22 protein-coding genes are annotated in these 19799 nt (G+C 35.6%); 11 read left to right on the forward strand and 11 right to left on the reverse strand.

Annotated features, from left to right (window positions below; translation table 11 throughout):
- Window positions 1-44: 44 nt before the first annotated feature.
- The 5 genes from murC (at window position 45) to NTU89_03860 (ending at window position 3690) form a co-directional block, all read left to right on the forward strand.
- Window positions 45-1457, forward strand: a complete 1413-nt coding sequence (gene murC / locus NTU89_03840) for a UDP-N-acetylmuramate--L-alanine ligase (GenBank protein ID MCX5923668.1) — start codon at window positions 45-47, stop codon at window positions 1455-1457.
- 196 nt (window positions 1458-1653) lie between these two features.
- The gene (locus tag NTU89_03845; protein MCX5923669.1) at window positions 1654-2301 is read left to right on the forward strand and encodes a hypothetical protein; all 648 of its coding nucleotides are present in this window, start codon (window positions 1654-1656) and stop codon (window positions 2299-2301) included.
- A gap of 40 nt (window positions 2302-2341) precedes the next feature.
- Window positions 2342-2698 carry a hypothetical protein gene (locus NTU89_03850; GenBank protein MCX5923670.1) on the forward strand — a complete coding sequence of 119 codons (357 nt, stop codon included), beginning with the start codon at window positions 2342-2344 and terminating at the stop codon, window positions 2696-2698.
- 35 nt (window positions 2699-2733) lie between these two features.
- A complete protein-coding gene (locus NTU89_03855; protein ID MCX5923671.1) occupies window positions 2734-3111 on the forward strand; it encodes a hypothetical protein in 378 nt (125 codons plus the stop codon).
- 30 nt (window positions 3112-3141) lie between these two features.
- The gene (locus NTU89_03860) at window positions 3142-3690 is read left to right on the forward strand and encodes a hypothetical protein (GenBank protein ID MCX5923672.1); all 549 of its coding nucleotides are present in this window, start codon (window positions 3142-3144) and stop codon (window positions 3688-3690) included.
- Window positions 3691-3774: 84 nt separating this feature from the next.
- Here NTU89_03860 and NTU89_03865 read toward each other — a convergent pair whose 3' ends face one another.
- From NTU89_03865 to ffh, 6 genes are all read right to left on the reverse strand, one after another.
- Entirely contained in the window at window positions 3775-4218 is a 444-nt protein-coding gene (locus tag NTU89_03865; protein ID MCX5923673.1) for a hypothetical protein, read from the reverse strand.
- Window positions 4215-4928, reverse strand: a complete 714-nt coding sequence (locus NTU89_03870) for a hypothetical protein (GenBank protein MCX5923674.1) — start codon at window positions 4926-4928, stop codon at window positions 4215-4217. The genes NTU89_03865 and NTU89_03870 overlap by 4 nt, the downstream gene beginning before the upstream one ends.
- 150 nt (window positions 4929-5078) lie before the next feature.
- Window positions 5079-5489, reverse strand: a complete 411-nt coding sequence (gene rplS / locus NTU89_03875) for a 50S ribosomal protein L19 (protein ID MCX5923675.1) — start codon at window positions 5487-5489, stop codon at window positions 5079-5081.
- A 98-nt stretch (window positions 5490-5587) separates the two neighbouring features.
- A complete protein-coding gene (gene trmD, locus NTU89_03880) occupies window positions 5588-6892 on the reverse strand; it encodes a tRNA (guanosine(37)-N1)-methyltransferase TrmD (GenBank protein ID MCX5923676.1) in 1305 nt (434 codons plus the stop codon).
- Window positions 6893-6932: 40 nt separating this feature from the next.
- Window positions 6933-7292, reverse strand: coding sequence for a 30S ribosomal protein S16 (gene rpsP, locus NTU89_03885; GenBank protein ID MCX5923677.1), 360 nt, complete (start codon window positions 7290-7292; stop codon window positions 6933-6935).
- Window positions 7293-7359: 67 nt separating this feature from the next.
- A complete protein-coding gene (ffh, locus tag NTU89_03890) occupies window positions 7360-8685 on the reverse strand; it encodes a signal recognition particle protein (protein MCX5923678.1) in 1326 nt (441 codons plus the stop codon).
- A 130-nt stretch (window positions 8686-8815) separates the two neighbouring features.
- Here ffh and hflX point away from each other — a divergent pair, with 130 nt between their 5' ends.
- Both hflX and NTU89_03900 read left to right on the forward strand, forming a co-directional pair.
- Window positions 8816-9955, forward strand: a complete 1140-nt coding sequence (hflX, locus tag NTU89_03895; protein ID MCX5923679.1) for a GTPase HflX — start codon at window positions 8816-8818, stop codon at window positions 9953-9955.
- Window positions 9956-9957: 2 nt separating this feature from the next.
- Window positions 9958-12474 carry a UvrD-helicase domain-containing protein gene (locus NTU89_03900; protein ID MCX5923680.1) on the forward strand — a complete coding sequence of 839 codons (2517 nt, stop codon included), beginning with the start codon at window positions 9958-9960 and terminating at the stop codon, window positions 12472-12474.
- Here NTU89_03900 and NTU89_03905 read toward each other — a convergent pair.
- Together NTU89_03905 and trpS are read right to left on the reverse strand one after the other, a co-directional pair.
- Window positions 12471-13337 carry an ankyrin repeat domain-containing protein gene (locus NTU89_03905; GenBank protein MCX5923681.1) on the reverse strand — a complete coding sequence of 289 codons (867 nt, stop codon included), beginning with the start codon at window positions 13335-13337 and terminating at the stop codon, window positions 12471-12473. The genes NTU89_03900 and NTU89_03905 overlap by 4 nt on opposite strands.
- Window positions 13338-13515: 178 nt before the next feature.
- On the reverse strand, window positions 13516-14517 hold the full coding sequence (gene trpS, locus NTU89_03910) for a tryptophan--tRNA ligase (protein MCX5923682.1): 1002 nt from the start codon (window positions 14515-14517) through the stop codon (window positions 13516-13518).
- A gap of 103 nt (window positions 14518-14620) precedes the next feature.
- Between trpS and NTU89_03915 the strand changes: the two genes are divergently transcribed.
- Genes NTU89_03915 through NTU89_03930 form a run of 4 tightly spaced genes read left to right on the forward strand, consistent with a single transcriptional unit; the run spans window position 14621 to window position 17925 of the window.
- On the forward strand, window positions 14621-15553 hold the full coding sequence (locus NTU89_03915) for a hypothetical protein (GenBank protein ID MCX5923683.1): 933 nt from the start codon (window positions 14621-14623) through the stop codon (window positions 15551-15553).
- Window positions 15507-15920 carry a hypothetical protein gene (locus NTU89_03920; protein ID MCX5923684.1) on the forward strand — a complete coding sequence of 138 codons (414 nt, stop codon included), beginning with the start codon at window positions 15507-15509 and terminating at the stop codon, window positions 15918-15920. Before NTU89_03915 ends, NTU89_03920 begins: the two co-directional genes overlap by 47 nt.
- The gene (locus NTU89_03925; GenBank protein ID MCX5923685.1) at window positions 15920-17305 is read left to right on the forward strand and encodes a hypothetical protein; all 1386 of its coding nucleotides are present in this window, start codon (window positions 15920-15922) and stop codon (window positions 17303-17305) included. Before NTU89_03920 ends, NTU89_03925 begins: the two co-directional genes overlap by 1 nt.
- On the forward strand, window positions 17305-17925 hold the full coding sequence (locus NTU89_03930; GenBank protein MCX5923686.1) for a DUF502 domain-containing protein: 621 nt from the start codon (window positions 17305-17307) through the stop codon (window positions 17923-17925). Before NTU89_03925 ends, NTU89_03930 begins: the two co-directional genes overlap by 1 nt.
- 44 nt (window positions 17926-17969) lie before the next feature.
- On the opposite strand, the gene NTU89_03935 is transcribed toward NTU89_03930, so the two are convergent.
- The 3 genes from NTU89_03935 to NTU89_03945 form a co-directional block, all read right to left on the reverse strand.
- Window positions 17970-18590: a GNAT family N-acetyltransferase gene (locus NTU89_03935; protein MCX5923687.1), complete on the reverse strand. Its 621-nt coding sequence runs from the start codon at window positions 18588-18590 to the stop codon at window positions 17970-17972.
- 133 nt (window positions 18591-18723) lie between these two features.
- The gene (locus tag NTU89_03940; GenBank protein MCX5923688.1) at window positions 18724-19476 is read right to left on the reverse strand and encodes a M48 family metalloprotease; all 753 of its coding nucleotides are present in this window, start codon (window positions 19474-19476) and stop codon (window positions 18724-18726) included.
- Between the two features lie 127 nt (window positions 19477-19603).
- Window positions 19604-19799 (reverse strand): hypothetical protein (locus NTU89_03945; GenBank protein ID MCX5923689.1); only part of this gene is annotated, 196 nt, incomplete at its 5' end.

The following is a 19799-nucleotide window of genomic DNA, read 5'->3' on the forward strand; positions in this document are numbered from 1 at the left end:
TCCATGAACTAACTACAAAGAACTGTAAAGGCACGAAATATTTTATGTATAACAAAAACATGCATATTCATTTCATGGGCATTGGCGGCATTGGCATGAGCGGCATTGCAAAAATATTGATCTTACAAGGCTACCGCGTCTCAGGATGCGATAGCCTTGTGGACCAAGAAACGATAAAAGATTTAATCAAACTTGGCTGCACAATTGCTCCTCACCACAAACATGATATCTGCCTTGACAGCAGCATTGACACATTGGTTTACAGTACCGATGTTTTAAAAACAAATTATGGAACTATACCTTTTGAGATGCAAAAGGCTAAAGATCGAAACATTCCTGTTATTTTACGAGCAACAATGCTCGCAGAAATAATGAGACCAAAGCACTCAATTGCGATTGCCGGATCACACGGAAAAACAACAACCTCATCACTTTTATCTCACCTTTTATTATATGCAAAGCTAGATCCTACAATTATTGTTGGTGGATACATCCACTCTATTAAAAGCAACGCGCGCCATGGAAAAAGCGATCTGCTCGTTGCTGAGGCTGATGAAAGCGACCGATCTTTTTTGCAACTACCCAAAACATTCTCAATTGTGACCAACATCAATCGCGAACACCTAGATGTTTACAAGGACCTTGAAGACATCAAACAAACATTTCTTCAGTTTTTAAAACAAATTCCTTTTTATGGAAAAAACGTTATTTGCCTTGACGATCCAGGAATACAAAGCATTATCCCAGAGATTACAACCCCATACATTACCTATGGACAACACAAAAATGCTGATATGCAGATTCAAAACATTAAGCTTTTAGACGACCAATCAACATTTGACCTGTTCGACTCTCTTCAAAATAAACACATAGGAACTGTTTCTATATCTTTGCCAGGGATTCACAATGTTTTAAACGCAACATCCGTAGTCGTCATCGGGCAGATCTTAAAAATACCACTTGGGACGCTCCAGGATGCGCTCAGTTCGTTTACTGGGGTTGATCGCAGGTTTACCTACAAAGGAGTGGCTCGCGAGAGCAAGGCGTTAATTTTTGATGATTATGGACACCATCCGACTGAGATCTATCACACACTTCAAGTTGCTCGAAAAAAAGCTAAAAATCGCTTAGTCTTGATTTTTCAACCGCAACGATTTACCAGAACAAAGCACCTCTGGAATGAGTTTGTAGAACTTTTTTCAACAAGCAATATCGACCAATTAATAATTACCGATATTTATCCAGCAAGCGAACAGCCGATTGCTGACATTTCAAGCCAGAAACTGGTTGAAGCAATTAAATTAAAAAATCCAAACGCTGCTGTTTTTTATTATCCACTTGAAGACGATGGTCAAGAAATAATAAATCACCTAAAAAACTACCTAAAAAAAGAAGATCTAGTGCTGCTTCAAGGCGCTGGAAAAGTAAACAAATTAACTAAAGCTCTTTTATCCTAGAAAAATAGTCGTTTTTAACAAAAAAGACTATTTCTTACGACTTTTTATCAAAAAGGCTCAACGTCAATATGAGCATCCAATCAAAAAGCCCAAAGACAAATCGTTTTAATTCTTAAAATTGTTGACTTTGGCAGACCGTTTTTGTCATTCTGTAGGCATAATATTGCAAAACAAAAATGGGAAATGGAGGTTTTTCATGAAGAAAAAATTATTACTTTTACTCACTTTAGTTTCAGCTAACGAAATGATCGTATCTCGCGGCGGTGGCGGTGGCCATGGTGGCGGAGGTCGTGGTGGCGGTGGCCATGGCGGCGGCGGTCATGGCGGCGGCAGTCATGGCGGCGGTGGTCATGGTGGTCATGGCGGCCATGGCGGTCATGGCGGAGGCTATGGACGTGGTGGCGGCTGGGGCGGAGGCTGGGGCGTAGGTCTTGGTGTCGGTCTTGGAGTTGGTGTCTTTACTGCTGCAGCCTTAGGTGGCTGGGGCCATGGTGGTTGGACGGATAATTCAACTGTCAACAATTATTATGGACCAAATGATTCAAGCGCTTGGTGGAACACTCCCCCTGTTTGGTATACAAACGGAGCTAGCTCTTGGAATGAATTAGGTATGTCTGGAAAATTAGATCAAATTTCAAGTCAAATTGATGGATTGAAAAAAGAAATCCAAAACAACAATAAAAACAAGGATGCTAAAACTCAACTTAAAGAATTACAAGCTCGTTATGATGATTTAGCAAAACAAGTTAACAAATCAAGCGACACCGGAACTATGAGAAAAGATCTTAGAAAAGACGCTTCTGAATTAGAAGATGTTTATAAAGACTTAGAAAGCGACATTTAAAATATAAAGGGTTTGTAAATATTTATAAAAAGGAAAAATTATGAAAATTAAAAATTTAATCATTGCCCTAGCCCTTATTTCATCTACAAACATTGTACCATGGTGGGGAGATCATAGAGAATATCGCCCTGGACTGCTTGGTGGAATATTTAATACAGCTGTAGATATTGCAGAAGTTCCGGTAGCAGCAGTTGACGACGTTTTCGAAGGCCCTGGTTACTACGATCGTACATACGGCTACAGAGATAGTTATTATGGCGATGGCTACGGATACAATCGCAGACATTATAACAACTATAGAAGAGACGAAGACAGACGCAGTGAAGATAGACGTAAAGCAAATTCAAGATCAAGTCAAAATTCTAGACCTTCAAGCGATAGATCTAGAAAGGGATAATTGATCTTAAATTAATTTAAAAAATGGAGAATATTATGAAAAAAACATTATTAGTACTCGCTCTTTTAACAGCTTCTCAAGCACTACCCTACTGGGGTGGCTATGGACCTGGATACTATGGCGGATGGGGATATGGACCCGGATATTACGGCGGAGGATACTATAACAACGCAGGCGCTGGTATCGTAGCTGGATCTAATCTTTTAGGAGCTGCAATGATTTCAGGATCTAGACCAAAGTCTGACGCTGAAGTAGATGCGCAAGAAAGAAGAAATGACAGAAGAGCAATTGAGCGTCAAATAAGAGATCTTAAAAAAGATATTAGACGAGCAGATAAAGATAAAGATAGAGAGTTGTCAAAAGATTTAAATAAACAATTAGCAGAATTAAGAAATAGTTTAGCAAATGGTTAACAATTAATTAAATAAAAAAGGAGATTTAAAATGAAAAATAATAAAAAACTATCAACAATGTCATCATCTATGAAATCAACATTTCAACGAGTTATGTTTACCAGCTTAGCATTAATGACTGCGGTTCCTGCCGCTGCATTATCAGGTGGCGGTATTGCTGGTGTTACAATAGCCAGTGCTGCAGCTGCCGGTGTTCTTGTTTATGCTGGTGTAAAACATCGCAATAAAAGAAACAGAGAAGATGATGAGCAATGTTCAAATATGAACAAACGCCAAAAATCTGAAAAACATGAAAAATCTTATAAGTCTGGAGAAGGAAAAGCTTTCCAATCGCAATATTTTCATAAAGAAAAAGTAAATCCATCAGAAACAAAACGTGGTATGAAACGTGATTTAAAGTTTTATAAACGAGACATAGAAAAACATTCTAATTCTTTAGAAAGTCTTAGAAGAAAAGGTAAAGGTATGACAGAAAGTGCAACTGAACATAAAACCAAAATTAACGAATTAAGAAATATCGTTGACGAACTTGAAACTAAAATAGATAACTTTGCAGAAGAAGTTAAATCAAAGGCTTAAAAAGCTACGATTGAAATATAATTGCCTCAAAAAGTCCCCCAATATTTACTTTGGGCAATTAAATTAAAGAGACGGACCTGTGTTTTACAGGTCCCTTTTTTTGCTTAAAATAGAAACAACTAACTTTCCACCAGACCTTAAAGAGATCATACAAGCTTTTCCAGAAGGCTTTACAAACATAAGAATTAAATCTGGCCCACCAAATTCATACGAAAGATTCCAGCCAAGAAGCTCCATATCACTAGAATATGAGTCTTTTATCATACGGTAATCAATCAAGTCTTTATTTGTCGATTGGTAGAAAATTTGTAAATTTTCAGAATTGTTTTCATCTGTTACAATTTTTTTAACTTCAAAACCAAACGGACAATCTGGCAGCTGAGAAATTCGAGCAACCGATTCTTGCAAAAATAGCTTATCCTGTTTTTTTTGCTTTTGCGGTTTTACAAGCGCTGCTTTTTTATTTTGACAACCACCGATAAAAACCAATGATAAAAATAAGATTAATATTTTATTTTGTAACTTCATGGCTTTAAACATAAATGATAAATTGTTATAGGCGGAACATTTCGATAAATAGTTATTTGATCAACTAGATAATTTTTTCTAACTATATCCATAAATTTTTGGACTTCTTGAAACTCACGCTTACCATTAGAGCTATAAAAATGCTGAACAGCTTGCCTTACAATTGGATATTCTACATAAGAAAACATGCATAAATCATTTGCAACAGACTTGAAATAAGCAATTGCCTGCGCTGTAAAGCCAACACCCAAAGAATTAAATGGCAAAGTAGAAATTATTCCATCATACCCTGATTGCGGCTGCCAATCCAAAATCGAACAACAATGCACTGAAACATTTTTAAAGCTAGCTAAACGTTTTTTTAGCATCACAGACATTTCAGGATCAATCTCAATAACATCTAAATGATCTAACGGATGCATTGCTTGAGCAATACAAATGCTTGTCGCTCCACACCCACCACCAGCCTCTAAATACCTTTTACCAGTATAATTTTCGCCTCGAAAAGAGTTAGAAACAAACCTTGAAAGCTCAACTCCTGAAGCCTTTGAAAGTGGTGCAATTTCTCCAACCTGAGATGGATTCTTTAAGTACCGAGAGAAAATAGTAACAACTTCAAGAAAGCTTGTTGCTTGCACAGCCAGACTAGAACTAAATAAAAAAAGACAAAGAAATGACCTAGAAAGAAATAAATAGTTAGCAGACTTCATAAAACTCCTTAATTTTAATTTTTCACAACTTATAAAAATTTTTAATTTATAAATTTTTTGCTCTTTATAAAAATAGTGGGCTGTTTTTTAAACAACCCACTAATAATTTTGCTTTTCAAAAATCTTATGCTTTACGCACAGAAATGATATTTATGCAGCAACTTCAGCCGCAACTTTTGCTGCAACTTTTGGCGCTTTTTTTACAATTTTTTCTTTAATTGCAGCAGCTTTACCTACTTTGTGACGAACGTAGTACAATTTAGCACGACGAACTTTTGCTTTTGATACCAATTTAATCGAATCGATAATTGGAGAATAAATTGGATAAATCTTTTCAACGGCAATTCCGTCAGCACTCATTTTACGAATCGTAAATGTTGAAGAGCCAGCATTGTTATTCTGAGCTATAACGTTACCTTTAAAGATTTGAGTTCTTTTTGTTGTGCCTTCAAGCACCCATTGAGAAACTTCAATAACATCACCAATGCTGAATTTTGCAAAGTTTGTTTCACGCACAGCAAGATTTTGAATAGTTTCTTTGTTTATTTTTTTAGATTTCATGATGTTTTTTAACCCTTATCAATCATTTCATTTCTTATTTTTAAGAGTACCTTAAATAAAGCAGAATGACAAATTTACACACAATTTTATCTGATAATTTATTTTTTTAACGCAATCCCTAACCATTTATCAAAGATTATAGCCGCAGCCGACCTTACAGATAAATGATTAAACTGACTAAAACCCTGAAGTGGTTGCAGTAAATAATCACATTGATCTATCAACTCAGTCGCCATTCCATGACCAGTCCCAAGTAAAATTAACACTGGCTGATTATGACTCCAAGCTTTTTCTTGGTCAAAGTAAGAAAGCATTTTAAGCTCATCTATCGAAGGCTTTGCTGATGTCCCTATAAGGATTGGCTTTTTGCCTTCTTTTTTTTCAATAGAGGCAATAACTTCTTGTAGCCCATTAACTACGATCACCCTATTCATAGCCTCATGCCTATCATGATTATACTGACCGCCAACTTCAGCTTCTTGCCAAAATCCCAAAAGGGACTTAACCATATTTTGCTGATCAATCAAAGGAGTAACTATAAAATAATTTTTTATATCATAGGTAGCACCAGATCTTGCAATGTCGTGAATATCAATTGATGTCACAGACGTTGTTCCTATTCTTCCACCCTTAAGCTCAATGCCGGTATGCATCAAAGCAACATAGTGATGAGGAATATACTGCAACGCCAAATCTTTCTCGGCCTTTGTAAGAACGCAAGACCTTAGCCAATCAAAATGTTTTTTTACCGTTAACTCTGCAGATTTTTCCTTACGCCAGGTAGAAATAGCAAGATGATTTCCAGAACGAAGAACCTCTGGAACAACCTTTTCTCTCCATTCAACTGGCTTTGTATACTCTGGATGATCCACAAATGAACCAGAAAAAGAATCTAATAATACCGATTCTTCCTTTCCCACAACCCCTGGCATATGCCTAAAAAGGCATTCTATCAAAAGCATTGCTGGAATATCTCCACCCATTACAACAAAATCACCCACAGAAATTATTTCATCTGCATACTCTTGCTCAACTCGCGCATCAATGCCTTCATATCTACTTGCAAATAGCATCACATGTTGACGTGATGCTACCCGTTTCCACAATTCTTGCGCTCGATGCTGCGTTAACTTAGAACCTTGCGGAGAAAGAAAAATCTTAAATGATTTTCCAAACTGAAGATCTGCAGACTCAATTGCTTTTTCCATAACATCAGGACGAATTAACATTCCTGAGCTATGACCAAATGTTGGAGCATCTATTCGCTCTTTTGGTTGAACCTGATCAAATAGATTTTGCACAGAAAAAGAAACAAGTTTTTTCTCTGCGGCTCTCTTGAGTAAACTTGTTTGTAAAAATGGTTGATACAACTCTGGAAAAAGAGTCAAGATAGAAACATTCATACAACAATTTTACACAATAACATTTTTAAATAACAACAATCTACTTAGCTTCAGGCTTTGATTTTTTAGCTGCAGCAGGCTTTGCAACAACTGCTGCTTTTTTTACCGCAACTTTTTTGACTTTAGGCTCAGATGCAACAACATCCAAAACTGCTACTGGATTTTGTTTTGATCTGATTTTCATCAAACGAACAACCGGTTCTGTTATTTCTGCACCAACAGAAACCCAATAAGCAATACGATCATCATGGAACTGAACAAGTTGTTTAGTTTTAGGATCGTAAGTACCAAGATTTTCTAAGAACATTCCATCTCGTTTTCTACGAGAATCAATTGCCACAATCCGATAGATTGGAGCATGTTTTTTACCAATACGGGCAAAACGAATTTTCACTGCCATTCGGCAATCCTTTTAGATAGAGTTAAACAATTACACATTTACAAATTTATAATTTTACAAAAACTTTTTATTTAAAAAAACGATTCTTCTTTAGAAGCTTAACAAATTGTTTACTTTGTTCAAACCTTTGCATTAAAAGATTTATACTAGAAACATCTACTCCAGCTCCTAAAGCTATTCTCTTTTTTCGAGACGCATTTATTATTTCAGGCATTAATCGCTCTTTTGATGTCATTGAGCTCAAAACTGCACGAAATCTTTTAAGCTCAAGATCACCCTTTTGAGCGTCTTGATCTGAAACTTTTACCGAAGACATACCAGGCATAAACTTCATAACCGATGACATTGAGCCTAATTTTGACATCATCGTCAACTGTTTGGCAAAATCATCAAGCGTTAACTCTCCAGACATAATTGACTTAGCAACAGCATCTTGATCTGACTGCTTAATCTTATCTTGAGCCTGTTCCATCAATGTCAGCACATCACCCATTCCAAGCATACGCTTTGCGATGCGCTCAGGACGAAATATTTCTAAATTTTCTAACTTTTCACCAGTGCCCATAAAATAAATAGGCTTTTTTAATTCATAACGAAAAGAAAATGCAGCACCACCACGAGCACCGCTATCCATCTTTGACAAAATTGCACCATCAAAACCGATACTGCTCTCAAATGTTTTTGCAACACTTAAAGACTGCTGACCTGTCATAGAATCAAGGACCATAAAGCTATATTTTGGCTGCATGATTTTTTTAATACCTGCCAGCTCTTGCATCATAGATTGATCAATTTGCAACCGCCCTGCTGTATCAAACATCAAATATTCATATCCATGCTTTTTATAATAATTTAAAATATCTTTTGAGGCTGCTGCTGGATCAGTTTCTGTTGATCTATAAAAATCAGCGCCAACTTGTCGAGCCAGAATTTCAAGCTGATCAATTGCAGCTGGTCTATAAAAGTCTACTGAAGAAAAAAGAATTTTTCGCGTTTTTCCATGTTTTTGCGCCTGGTTTTTGATAAAGTAAGCCAACTTTGCAAGCGATGTTGTTTTACCAGAACCCTGCAAACCCATGACCATAATAACCGATGGTATCTGAAAACTAAATCCTTCTTGAAGGTAAGCACCCCCCAAAAAAGATAGCATTTTGTCGTAAACTATTTTTACAAATTGTTCATCTGGCTTTAAAGAAGAGACTACTTTTTGACCAATAACTTCATTTTTAACACCATCTACAAACGTTTGCACGCTCTCGTAGGCAACATCCGATTCAAGCAATGAATCTTTAATTTGATCAAGAACAACACTAAGATTTTGCTCTGTTAGTTTATTTTTTCCAGTCAGGGAAGAAAATATCCCAGAAAGCTTTTCGGTTAAAAAATCAAACATATGCACCTTTATTTATAATGAATTTACCTGTTAGTATAACAAAATTTACCCTCTCTTGCTATAAAATAACTACACTCACCAACGCTTTTCTAGTAGACTATCTATATGATCTCGATTTTAATGTAAGAAAGTGAGAAATCTCATGGCAAAAGGCGGAACAGTTTCTACAGAGTTTTACAAAAAATCTCTGCTCATCGGGGTTCACTCTCCCCATAATAAAACAAGCGACATTCAAGCTTATTACCAAGAATTCATTAATCTTGCGCAAACATATGGCGTAGTTGAATTTGTAAATGTTGATGTAAAGCTTCGATCAATCGATTCTGCTCATTATTTTACGAAAGGAAAGCTTGCGGAAATCAAAATACTTTTTGACGAAGGCAACTTTGATGAAATTCTTGTCTCTGACGTGCTATCTGGACAACAAGAGCGTAATTTAAACGATATGTTTGATTGCCCTATTCTTGATAGAACTCGACTGATTCTTGCAATTTTTGAAAAATCAGCAGTAACCGCTGAAGGAAAAATCCAAGTTGAAATTGCAAAATTAGAATTCGCAAAAACACGAGTTACTGGAATTGGCGTAACCCTTGATCAACAGTCTGGGTCTGTCGGAATTCGCAGTGGACCTGGTGAAACGGTTAAAGAAGCAACCACTCGCTATCTCAACCGAACTATTCAAACCCTTAAGGGTCATTTAATAAAAATAGAAAAAGCTCGTGGCGCACAACGTAAAAAACGACTTACGCAAGAAATCCCACAAATTTGCCTCGTTGGATATACCAATGCCGGAAAATCTACTATTTTAAATGAATTAACTCATAGTGATGTTCTGGCAAAAGACCAACTATTTGCAACATTAGACACCACAACAAGACAGCTTTTTGTCAACAAACGAAAAGTTGGGCTTCTTTCTGATACTGTTGGATTTATTCAACAGCTTCCACATCAATTAATTGAATCTTTTAAATCAACGCTTGCAGAGCTTTCATACGCTTCACTTCTTCTAGTCGTTACAGACATTGCTGATAACAATTGGAGATCTCATATTGATGTTGTTTTAAAAACTCTTGATGAAATTGAAGTAGAAAAAGAAATTCTTTTTGTCTTTAACAAATCAGACAAAATTACTAAAAAAGAGCTTCAAAAACGCTTAGAATCATTTGATATCGACGCTCCATTTGTTGCCGTAAGCTGTATTAAAGAAGACGGACTTGCGCCGCTTCAAAAATATTTAGCATCGTGGAAACCGAAACAGGATAAAAAATAAACATGTTTGAGCAGGAAAAACAACGAGATCTATTTGTAGAAACATCTACAAACAACACGCAGCTACAATCTGATCAAGATGAGCCAACAGAAAATTATAACTTAGAAGAATTTCAAGAAGAGATTGCTCCTCAAGATTCTTTTGAACTGCGCTCATTGTTTAATGATGAAGAAAGCCAAGCGCGTTTTCATCGCGAGATAGAAAACAAGCCAGAACTTCAAGCAGCATTTAATTCTTTTGTTTCTCAAAACTTAAATCATGAGCAACAAAAAGCCGTAGCTCCAAAAGATGGCTCATTTTTGGTTATTGCTGGTGCAGGATCTGGAAAAACTCGTGTTATTACTGCTCGAATTACAAACTTAATTTTAAACTGTGGCGTTGAACCATCTTCAATTATTGCTCTTACTTTTACCAATAAAGCGGCACAAGAAATGCAGCATCGTATTGAACAGTTTTTGCCAAACTTGCGCACAAAACCAACGATTGCAACCTTTCATGCCTACTGCTTAAAGCTCCTTAAAAAGAATGCTGCAATCTTACAAGCTCAGCCGTTTTCAGTTATTGATTCTCAAGACGCTTTAAAGCTTTTGCAAACCATTGTTAAAGATCGAGGCATGGATAAATTGTTTAATCCAAAACAACTCCTTCCGATGTTTTCTTCATATAAAATGAATGACACTTTGCATTTAGATACCCCTGCATGGAACATGCATCACGCCCAACAATTTATGGAACTGTACAATGCCTACGAACAACAAAAGCGACTGAGTAACTATTTAGATTTTGATGATCTTTTATATAAGACGTTCCATCTTTTTGATAGCAATCCACAATTTAAAGAAAATCACATCAAACGACACAGACATATTTTAGTTGATGAGTATCAAGATACTAACTTAATTCAGCATGAACTTTTAAAGCAAATGACCTTACAAAATAAGCAAATCATTGTTGATTCTGTTTGTGCAGTTGGAGATGAAGATCAATCAATTTATTCTTGGCGTGGAGCAACGGTTAAAAACATTTTAGAATTTAATCAAGAGTTTCAAAACACACAAATTATAAAGCTTGAGCAAAATTACAGGTCTACACAACAAATCCTGGATGTAGCAAACAGCATTATTAAAAATAACGTTGATAGAAATCATAAGCAGTTATGGTCTGCCAACACAAAACAACATCAGCCAATGCTTCTTGAGTGTCTTTCTGATTTGCAAGAGGCCTACTCAATTGCTCACCTAATAAATCTTGTTGCTCGTACCGAAAAAAAATCATCAATTGCGATTTTATATCGAACTCACTATCAATCTCGTATTATCGAAGAAGCGCTCATTAAAGAATCTATCGCCTATAAAATTATTGGCGGCATTCAATTCTATGAACGCAAAGAAATTAAAGACTTACTTGCATATTTACGATTACTAAAAAATCCATTTGATCGAATTTCGCTTTTTAGAGCAATTAACTGCCCACTTCGAGGACTTGGTGAAAAATTTGAAGAAGTCTTTTTAAAAACATGGAATGAAAACCCTTTTTCTAATTTCAAAGAAGTTGCGGCAATTATCATTAATTGTGGCCTTATTCCTATGAAGCAAATTGCCTCTGTTCAAAGCTTTACCAGACTTTTCGATGAAAATTTATTACTTGACCTACAAAAAAACGATGATAAAAAATCTGAAAACATACATCAAAGCGTTGCTAAAGTCCTTGAGCATTTTATCAAGAAAACAGAATATATTTCATATTTACAAGATAGCTGCGATAAGGCTGAAGCTGAAACAAAACGAGAAAACGTTGCTGAGTTTATACGAGCAGCTGAGTATTTTGATGACAATAACACATCTGGCCTTTCACAATTTTTAGATGATATTTCCTTGATGCAAGAACAGATTAAAAAAGACGATTCTGCAGTAGACAGAATAAGCATGATGACTCTGCATAGCGCCAAAGGCTTAGAGTTTTCAACGGTGATTTTAGTTGGGCTTGAAGAAGGAATATTGCCAAGCAACCAATCAATTGGTCAAGAAAACGTAGAAGAAGAACGAAGACTTTTTTATGTTGGAATCACCAGAGCCAAAGAAAAACTTTTAATTACATACAGCAAATACCGAAACGTCTATGGCAAAATGGATCAACAAAGACCATCTAGGTTTTTAAGTGAAATACCACAACATTTAATGGTTCATCAAGAAGCAGCTCACTGGACAAAATCTAGCTTTATGACATTTTTCCAAGACTGGATCAATAATCAAAAAGCTCCAAAAGCTCAAGCGACATATCAAGCTCATACCATGACTTCTAATTTGAGCTCTACTGCAAATACTAATTTAAGCAAAGATAGCGCTAAAGTTTCTGCCAAACAACTTCACATACGAAGACTTCAAGCTGTCAGACATGCAACGTTTGGTTTAGGCATTGCTCATCACGTAGAGCAAAAAGGTGACAAGAGTTTTGTCACCGTACATTTTACTCATCATGGCACAAAAAAAATCGACAGCTCTTTTTTAGAAATTGTTTAGAATCTTTTACTTAACCATGCTAAAAACCCGTCCATAGTTTTTTCTTCTTCTGTTTGTACAGGATGTGCATCATGTATTAAAATATCGATAATTTGCTTGTGTCCATATTTTGTAGCAAGCTCGAGAGCTGTTTGCCCAGCTTTGTTTTGAACATCAAGCTTAGCGCCAGCAGAAACAAGAAAGCGAACCACCTGAGTTTTTCCATTCATTGCAGCTACAATCAATGGCGTATTTCCATTAAAGTCCGGTTTATTAAGATCAACTCCTGCATGAATCAATTCTTTAACTGGTGCAATATCTAACATTTTAATAGACATTAACAATGGAGTATTTCCATTTTCATCAGCAGCATTCATATCAGCTCCAGCACGAATCAATTCTTTAATCATGGGAATATCGCCATACCGAGCAGCTTTTGTTAACAAAAAGCAATCATCTTGGTTTACATTTGCACCAGCTGCTATCATTTTTTTAAGCGCATTTAAATTTCCTTGCTCAACAGCAAGAACTAGATCTGAGCCAGGGTACGACTTAGGCATATGATAATGTTGATAATTTTTATCAAGTTTTAAAGGAGTCGATTTAAATGCTCCAGCCCCTGAATACATTTTCTGATTTGTCCATGGCTGAGTAGATTGCCCACTAGCAGCTTGACTGATAGCTTGATTTAAAACATCTTGATTTGCTCTTGATTGTGGATTTTCTGGCAAACGCTTGAGGTTTATTCCATTTGTATTGTTTGCTCCAAGCACGCCTACGGCACCAGCCCCAATGGAACTAGCACCCCTTTGCATGCTAAGTATCGCGCCATGAAAGGCAACCGTGACACATAAAATTGATATGAAACTTTTTTTGTTATTCATTTGAGAGTCCCCACCCTTATAAATTTAGGCCGCAACAATTTGTGCCCTTCTTTTCTAAATAATGACAGGACTGGCCAACTAAAATCAATAGTTTGATCAAAAAGCTAAAGTGATAAATAAGAAAGCAGCCCTGAATCAACAGAGCTGCTTAATTTTTACAATCTAAGTTAATTTAAAATTAGTAGTCCAATTTCAAGACTTTTTTAACATCTGACATCGTCTGAGAAGCTACTTGTCGAGCATCTGCTGTTCCAGCCAAAAGTAAACGCATGACTTCACCTTGGTCTTTAGAAAACTCTAAGCGACGATTTCGAATAGGCGTAAGCATTTCATTTACAACTTCAAAAAGATATTTTTTTAACTGAACGTCACCAAGGCCACCCTTTTGATAATGATCCTTAAGCTGTAAAACTTTTGCCTCATCTTTATCAAAGGCATCAAGATAGGTAAAAACAACATTGCCTTCAACTTTTCCAGGATCAGTCACTCTTACGTGTCCAGGATCAGTGTACATGCTCATAACTCGTTTGTTTAATGTATCTTGGTCATCACCTAGAAATATTGCATTATTTAAACTTTTGCTCATCTTTGCTTGGCCATCAAGCCCAACCAAACGTGAAACTTTTGGGACTAAGGCTTTAACCTCAGGAAAAACATCAGTTCCATAGGTATGATTAAATGTTCGAATAATTTCGTTTGTTTGTTCTATCACTGGCAACTGATCATCGCCAACAGGAACAATGGTCCCTTTAACAATCGTGATGTCTGCAGCCTGACTAACTGGATACATTAAAAATCCTGCTGGAACAGATTGACCGAAGCCTTTTTGTTGAATTTCTGTTTTTACCGTCGGATTTCGAAGTAATCGATTAACCGTAACTAAATTAAGATATAAAATCGTAAGCTCTGCGATTTCAGGAATCATTGATTGAATAAAAATAGTGGTTTTTGAAGGATCAATTCCGACAGCCAAATAATCTAAAGCAACTTGAACAACGTTTTCTCTAACTTTTTCAGGGTTCGATGCGTTATCGGTTAGTGCTTGAATATCTGCAATCATGACATATTGTTTATACAAATCTTGCAAAGTAACACGATTTAAAAGCGATCCAGCATAATGTCCAATATGCAATGCTCCTGTTGGTCGATCACCAGTCAATACGATTTCTTGCTTTTTCATCTAGTTCCTTTTAGATTCAATTTATTAAAATTCATACTGATTAAAATATATTATTTATAATCACTATGGTGAGTACATGATACAAAATATAAAGGAAATTTGAATGCTTGCTTTCTTTTCTCTTGCAAACTTATCTGAATTTTGCGCACAACAATTAGGACTTTACACCTATCAAAATTATATCGAACTATTCTTCTTTGTTTTGATTACAAATAAAACATTAACCTGGCTAAAAAAGGATCATACAAAGCATCTGCTTTTTTATACTTACTCATACTTTGCACTGCTTTTTGCAAGTTATAGTTTTTCATGCACCATTCTTTTTTCCTCAATGATTATTTTTTCACCTGCACTTGTCATTTTTTGCATAGTTATTCATCAAAAACAGATACAAAAAAACTTTGTTTTTGCATCATTAAAACAAGTTTCACCAAGCACGATTCCGGATCAAAACTGGCTTGAGGTTTTAATACGATCATGCCTTCTTTCTTCGTATCAAAAAAAACAGCTCATCTGCATCGTTCAAAGATTTGATCATCTTGGAACACTCCTGCAAGCGCCATACGAATTAAATTTACCCGTTCAGCAAGACATTGTTGATCTTATTCTTGCAAGTAACGACCTAGATAATCCATCAATTTTATGGGCCGACCAGTCAGGAATTCTTTGCAGCGTTAATGTAAAATGGAAAAAATTGTTGTCAGAAGAAGTTTTTATGTTTGATAAACAAAGTGAATTACATCCACTCACGCATCATCATGCAACTATTTCGATGCTTACAAAAAAAACAGATTCTTTCGCTTTTTTAATAAATGCATCTACTGGAGAACATGCTCTTTGGTACCAGGGAAAATGCTGTAAGCAAATCACGATAGATCAATTACTTAAAAGCTGTAAACAGATTATAAATCTTTCAAGCAATGCTCATCAAGAAAGCATTATAGCTTCTACCTTTATAAAACAAGCTGAACATATAAAAGGAAAAAACAATGATCAGAAAAACAATTCCTCTCATACTTCACCCCCACTTCACTAAAATATCATCTTTTTTTATTGGATATATGCTATGGGCTTTTGTTGCTCAATTTCAATTAACAACTACTAACAAAGTAGTACCCATTTGTTTTTATCAAAACAGTGATCAATCAATTAATCGAACTATAGTTGCTCCGGACTCAGCCATGATATCAATTACTGGAAATAGAAAGGACATCTATGAATTTAACTCCTCGCAGAGTGCAATTCATTTAGATCTTTCGCAGTATTGTGACGGAGATCATGAAATTCAGCTCATCAGAGAAAATCTTTTTTTACCTGATAGTTTAAAACTGGTACACTTAGTACCTACACATATTTCTATAAAAATTTCTAGCAACAAAATAAACGAAAAACTATCAGAATAATGAAAAATATTTTTACAAACAGTGGTATCAGGGGCAAAGTTGACCAAGGACTTTTAAATCCAAAGGACATACAAACACTAGGGCACGCAATCGGATGTTTGCTTGCACAAGAATTTGATGATCCTTGCAATATTTTAATCGCCACTGACACACGAACTTCAAGCCCATGGATAAAAAAAGCTATGATCCAAGGACTTGTTGCCTTTGGACATGATATTTTTGATGCTGGAATTGCGCCAACACCATTTGTTGCGAAGGCAATCAAAGATTACGGCATGTCTTCTGAAAGTGAAGAAGATGACTACGATGAAGAAGAAGACAACGAAGAAGAAAAAATGTTTACTCTTGGGATCGTCATTACAGCTTCACACAATCCAGCTGAGTACAATGGTATAAAATTTTTAACCGAATTTGGATACCTCAACGTAGAAATGGAAGAAGAAATATCTTCTCTTTTTCATGAATTTACAAATGATCCAAAAGAACTTAAAGAAATACTTGCAACCGAAGAGCATGGAACCGTTGTAGATTTTGATTTAACCGGATTTTATCAAGAAGTCGTAGTAGACCAGCTTGATCATGCTCCCTACAAAGACGTAAAAGTAGTTCTTGACTGCGCACATGGCGCAACATCATTTATTGCTGATCGAATTTTTAAAGCCTGCGGGATGACAACTATTGCAATCAACAACACGCAAAACGGGGAGCTTATAAATAAAGATTCTGGATGCACTAATCGTGAAATTTTAGTAAAAGCCGTAAAGCAACATAACGCTGAATGGGGCTGTGCATTTGATGGAGATGGTGATCGCGTTATCATCGTAAACAATTTAGGTGAAATATTTGATGGCGATGACATTATGGCTATCATCTCTGAGCATCCTACTCACCAAGGTGATCCTATTATTGTTGGCACAGTAATGACCAATGGTGGAATGGATCAGTATTTTTCATCTCAAAAAAGACAACTTATAAGAACTCCGGTTGGTGAACGAAATGTTATTGATGCGCTTATAAAGCATCAAGCATTTCTTGGTTTTGAAACCTGTGGTCACATTACTCTGATGGAACATGCGTTTTGCAGTGACGGAATCTTTGCAGCTTTAATGTTTTTTGACACACTTGCATCAGGCAAGAAAATAAATTTACACCCCTATAAAAAACAATCTCAAGAGCATACAGTTTTACCACTTGGTTCAAAAAAAATTGATCAAAAAGCAATCAATGCTATCATCTCAAAATTTTCAATTCAACCAGGACGAATTATCATACGTCCGTCAAATACTGAGCCAATTTTAAGAATCATGGTTGAACATGAAGATGCTGCTCAAGCAAAAATAATTATTGAAACTGTTAAAGAACTATGCCTAAAGGAAATTAAGTAATGGAATTTAAAATTTTTTACGAAAAGCCAATTGCATACATCAAGCACATTTTTATTACCGGATTAATTTTTTTACTTCCAGTAACCATTACTTTTGTTCTGCTTCGATTCTTTTTTGGATTAATAAAAGGATGGCTCATACCCATTAGAAATATAGATTTTCCTTTTATTGAAAATGTGCCTCACCATGAAATACTAATTTTACTTATGTTTGTATTTGTTATGGGCATGCTCATAAAAATGCTTATTTTAAATCCGATTATTCACTTAATGGAGCGTTTCTTTAGCAAAATCCCCCTAGTCAAAACTATTTATCTTGCAACAAAACAGCTTGTTCATGCTTTTACGGCCCACGATGAAGCAAGCTTTAAAAAAGTAGTCATCATTGAATTTCCAAGACAAGGAATGTACAGCATCGGATTTTTAACCAAAGAAGTTCCATCAGAAATTTCAGATCTTAAATTATACGGCATTTACGTTCCGCACACACCAAACCCTGCAACTGGAAGCTTTATTATGTTACCAGCTAGTCAATTTACTCAAACTGATTTAACTCGCCAAGAAGCAACAGCGCTAGTAATTTCAGGTGGAATATTACAACCAAATCGATTCAAAAAATAATCAACAAAAAAGGCGCATGTTTTTAGCATGCGCCTTTTAATTTTTTAAGCTTTTTTAATTTTATTTAGAAAGTACAAAGGAGAATCTACATAGTCTAAAGACTTGTGCATTTTCTTTGTCAGACTTCCTTCCTCCAAGATAGAGAATCCTTCTTTTTCATAGCACTCAATAGCTCTTTTATTATCTTTATACACCCACAGAATAATGTTTTTCATGCCAAGTGCGATACAAGATTTATCAGTATGCTGCATAAGCTCTGTTGCAACCCCCTGCCGACGATACTCTGGATGAACAGCTATAATACTATAACAAATAGCATCTGAATTCATTTTTACATAACCAGAACCAAGGGTTTTCCACGCAATGTTTTTACCATGTTCCACCATGCCTTTATGTCTATAAACATAACTCAAAACACCAACCACAACTGGTGGAACAGTATTTGTTTTACATACAACTGTTTTATAGGTATCACCATGAATCATTTTTGATATATCTTCTGGATCAGTAAATGATTCTCTGCTATTTTTTGTATCTTCAAATAATGCACAAATTTGTGACAGTTCGTTTTCATCGTTTTTATTTACGTCAAAAACAGAAAACGAGGAACAAGAAAAGCCATTTATCAATGATATAAAAAAACCCAATAAAACTTTATTTTTCATAAGAACCCCTCTAAAATTTATTTTATATAAAAATTATGATATCCAAATCAAACAGGAAAAGAAAACAAAAATGTATTTGTTTTCTTTTCCTGTAATCTATTTAACCATTTTGAGCTTTTTCTAGACTTAAACTCTATACTTTAAGATCTGCACGCTTATCTAATTCTTTTTGAATCTTTGCAATGCGACTATCGCATGATGGATGAGTTAAATCCATAAACTGCTGTGCAATACTAAAACCTAAAGGAGAAAAAGGTTCACCTTTAGACCAATGTTTTTGTTGCAGAGCCTTAGCATCTTGTAAAAATTCAATTCCACCTTGCAAAGTTTTTTCATCAGAATTTTTATTTGCCCAGTTATCAGCTCGACGCTCTTCTAGTCGCATGCTAGCAGAATTAAAAACTAGCCCTGCTAATGCCGATGCCATAAATTTTGAATACACTTTAGTGGAAAAATGCTTATAAGGCTTTGCTTTGTGAGCACCCCAAAAATAAGCTGTTGCTATATTTATAGCTAATTGAGTTCTTGGAATTATCGTTGATGTGACATTTGGCATTTGAGCATGCCCTGTTTCATGTGAAAGTAACCATGTAGCAGCACGAGAGTTACTTCTATTTACCATATCTCTTTCAAGCAAAATACTATGATGACCCGCAGAATAAGCCGCACCCATATACATTTTATTTCCAAGAATGTCGTAAATGTTATTAATAAACAGAAACTTCTCAGGAATAGCTAAGCCATGCTTGTCGCGAAGAGACTGTTCAACTTGCGCAACAGAAATGCCATCTGTAAAAAAAGTCTGATTTTTTGCGCTTTCTTGATCGATATCATAGTCCCACTTCATTGCACTGATAGGAGCGTGAAATAAGCCAATAATTATCATAAAAAGTACATTTATTTTTTACATAAGAACCCCACTAAAACTTATTTGATTTGTCATAGAAACAGTATAGCACAAAGGCTTTTTAAGCCAAACGCAACAACATTTTTTTGAATAGCAAAAATAATTTTTACGAGAAATCGCCTGCAAAAAACAGTGCGAAAAATGCATCAAGACGATACTGGCTACCACCAGATTTTAAGGCTAAATCAATTTCATACATTTTTTGATGAGCGGCTTGCAGCTCAAAAGTTGTATAAAGCTTGAAATCCTGCTTTAAAAATGAAAATGGCAAGCCAAAAGAAATCTGCCTTTGGTCAGCAGGA

It is taken from the genome of Candidatus Dependentiae bacterium, assembly GCA_026389065.1.
In the GTDB taxonomy this organism is placed as follows: Bacteria; Babelota; Babeliae; order Babelales; family Chromulinivoraceae; genus JACPFN01.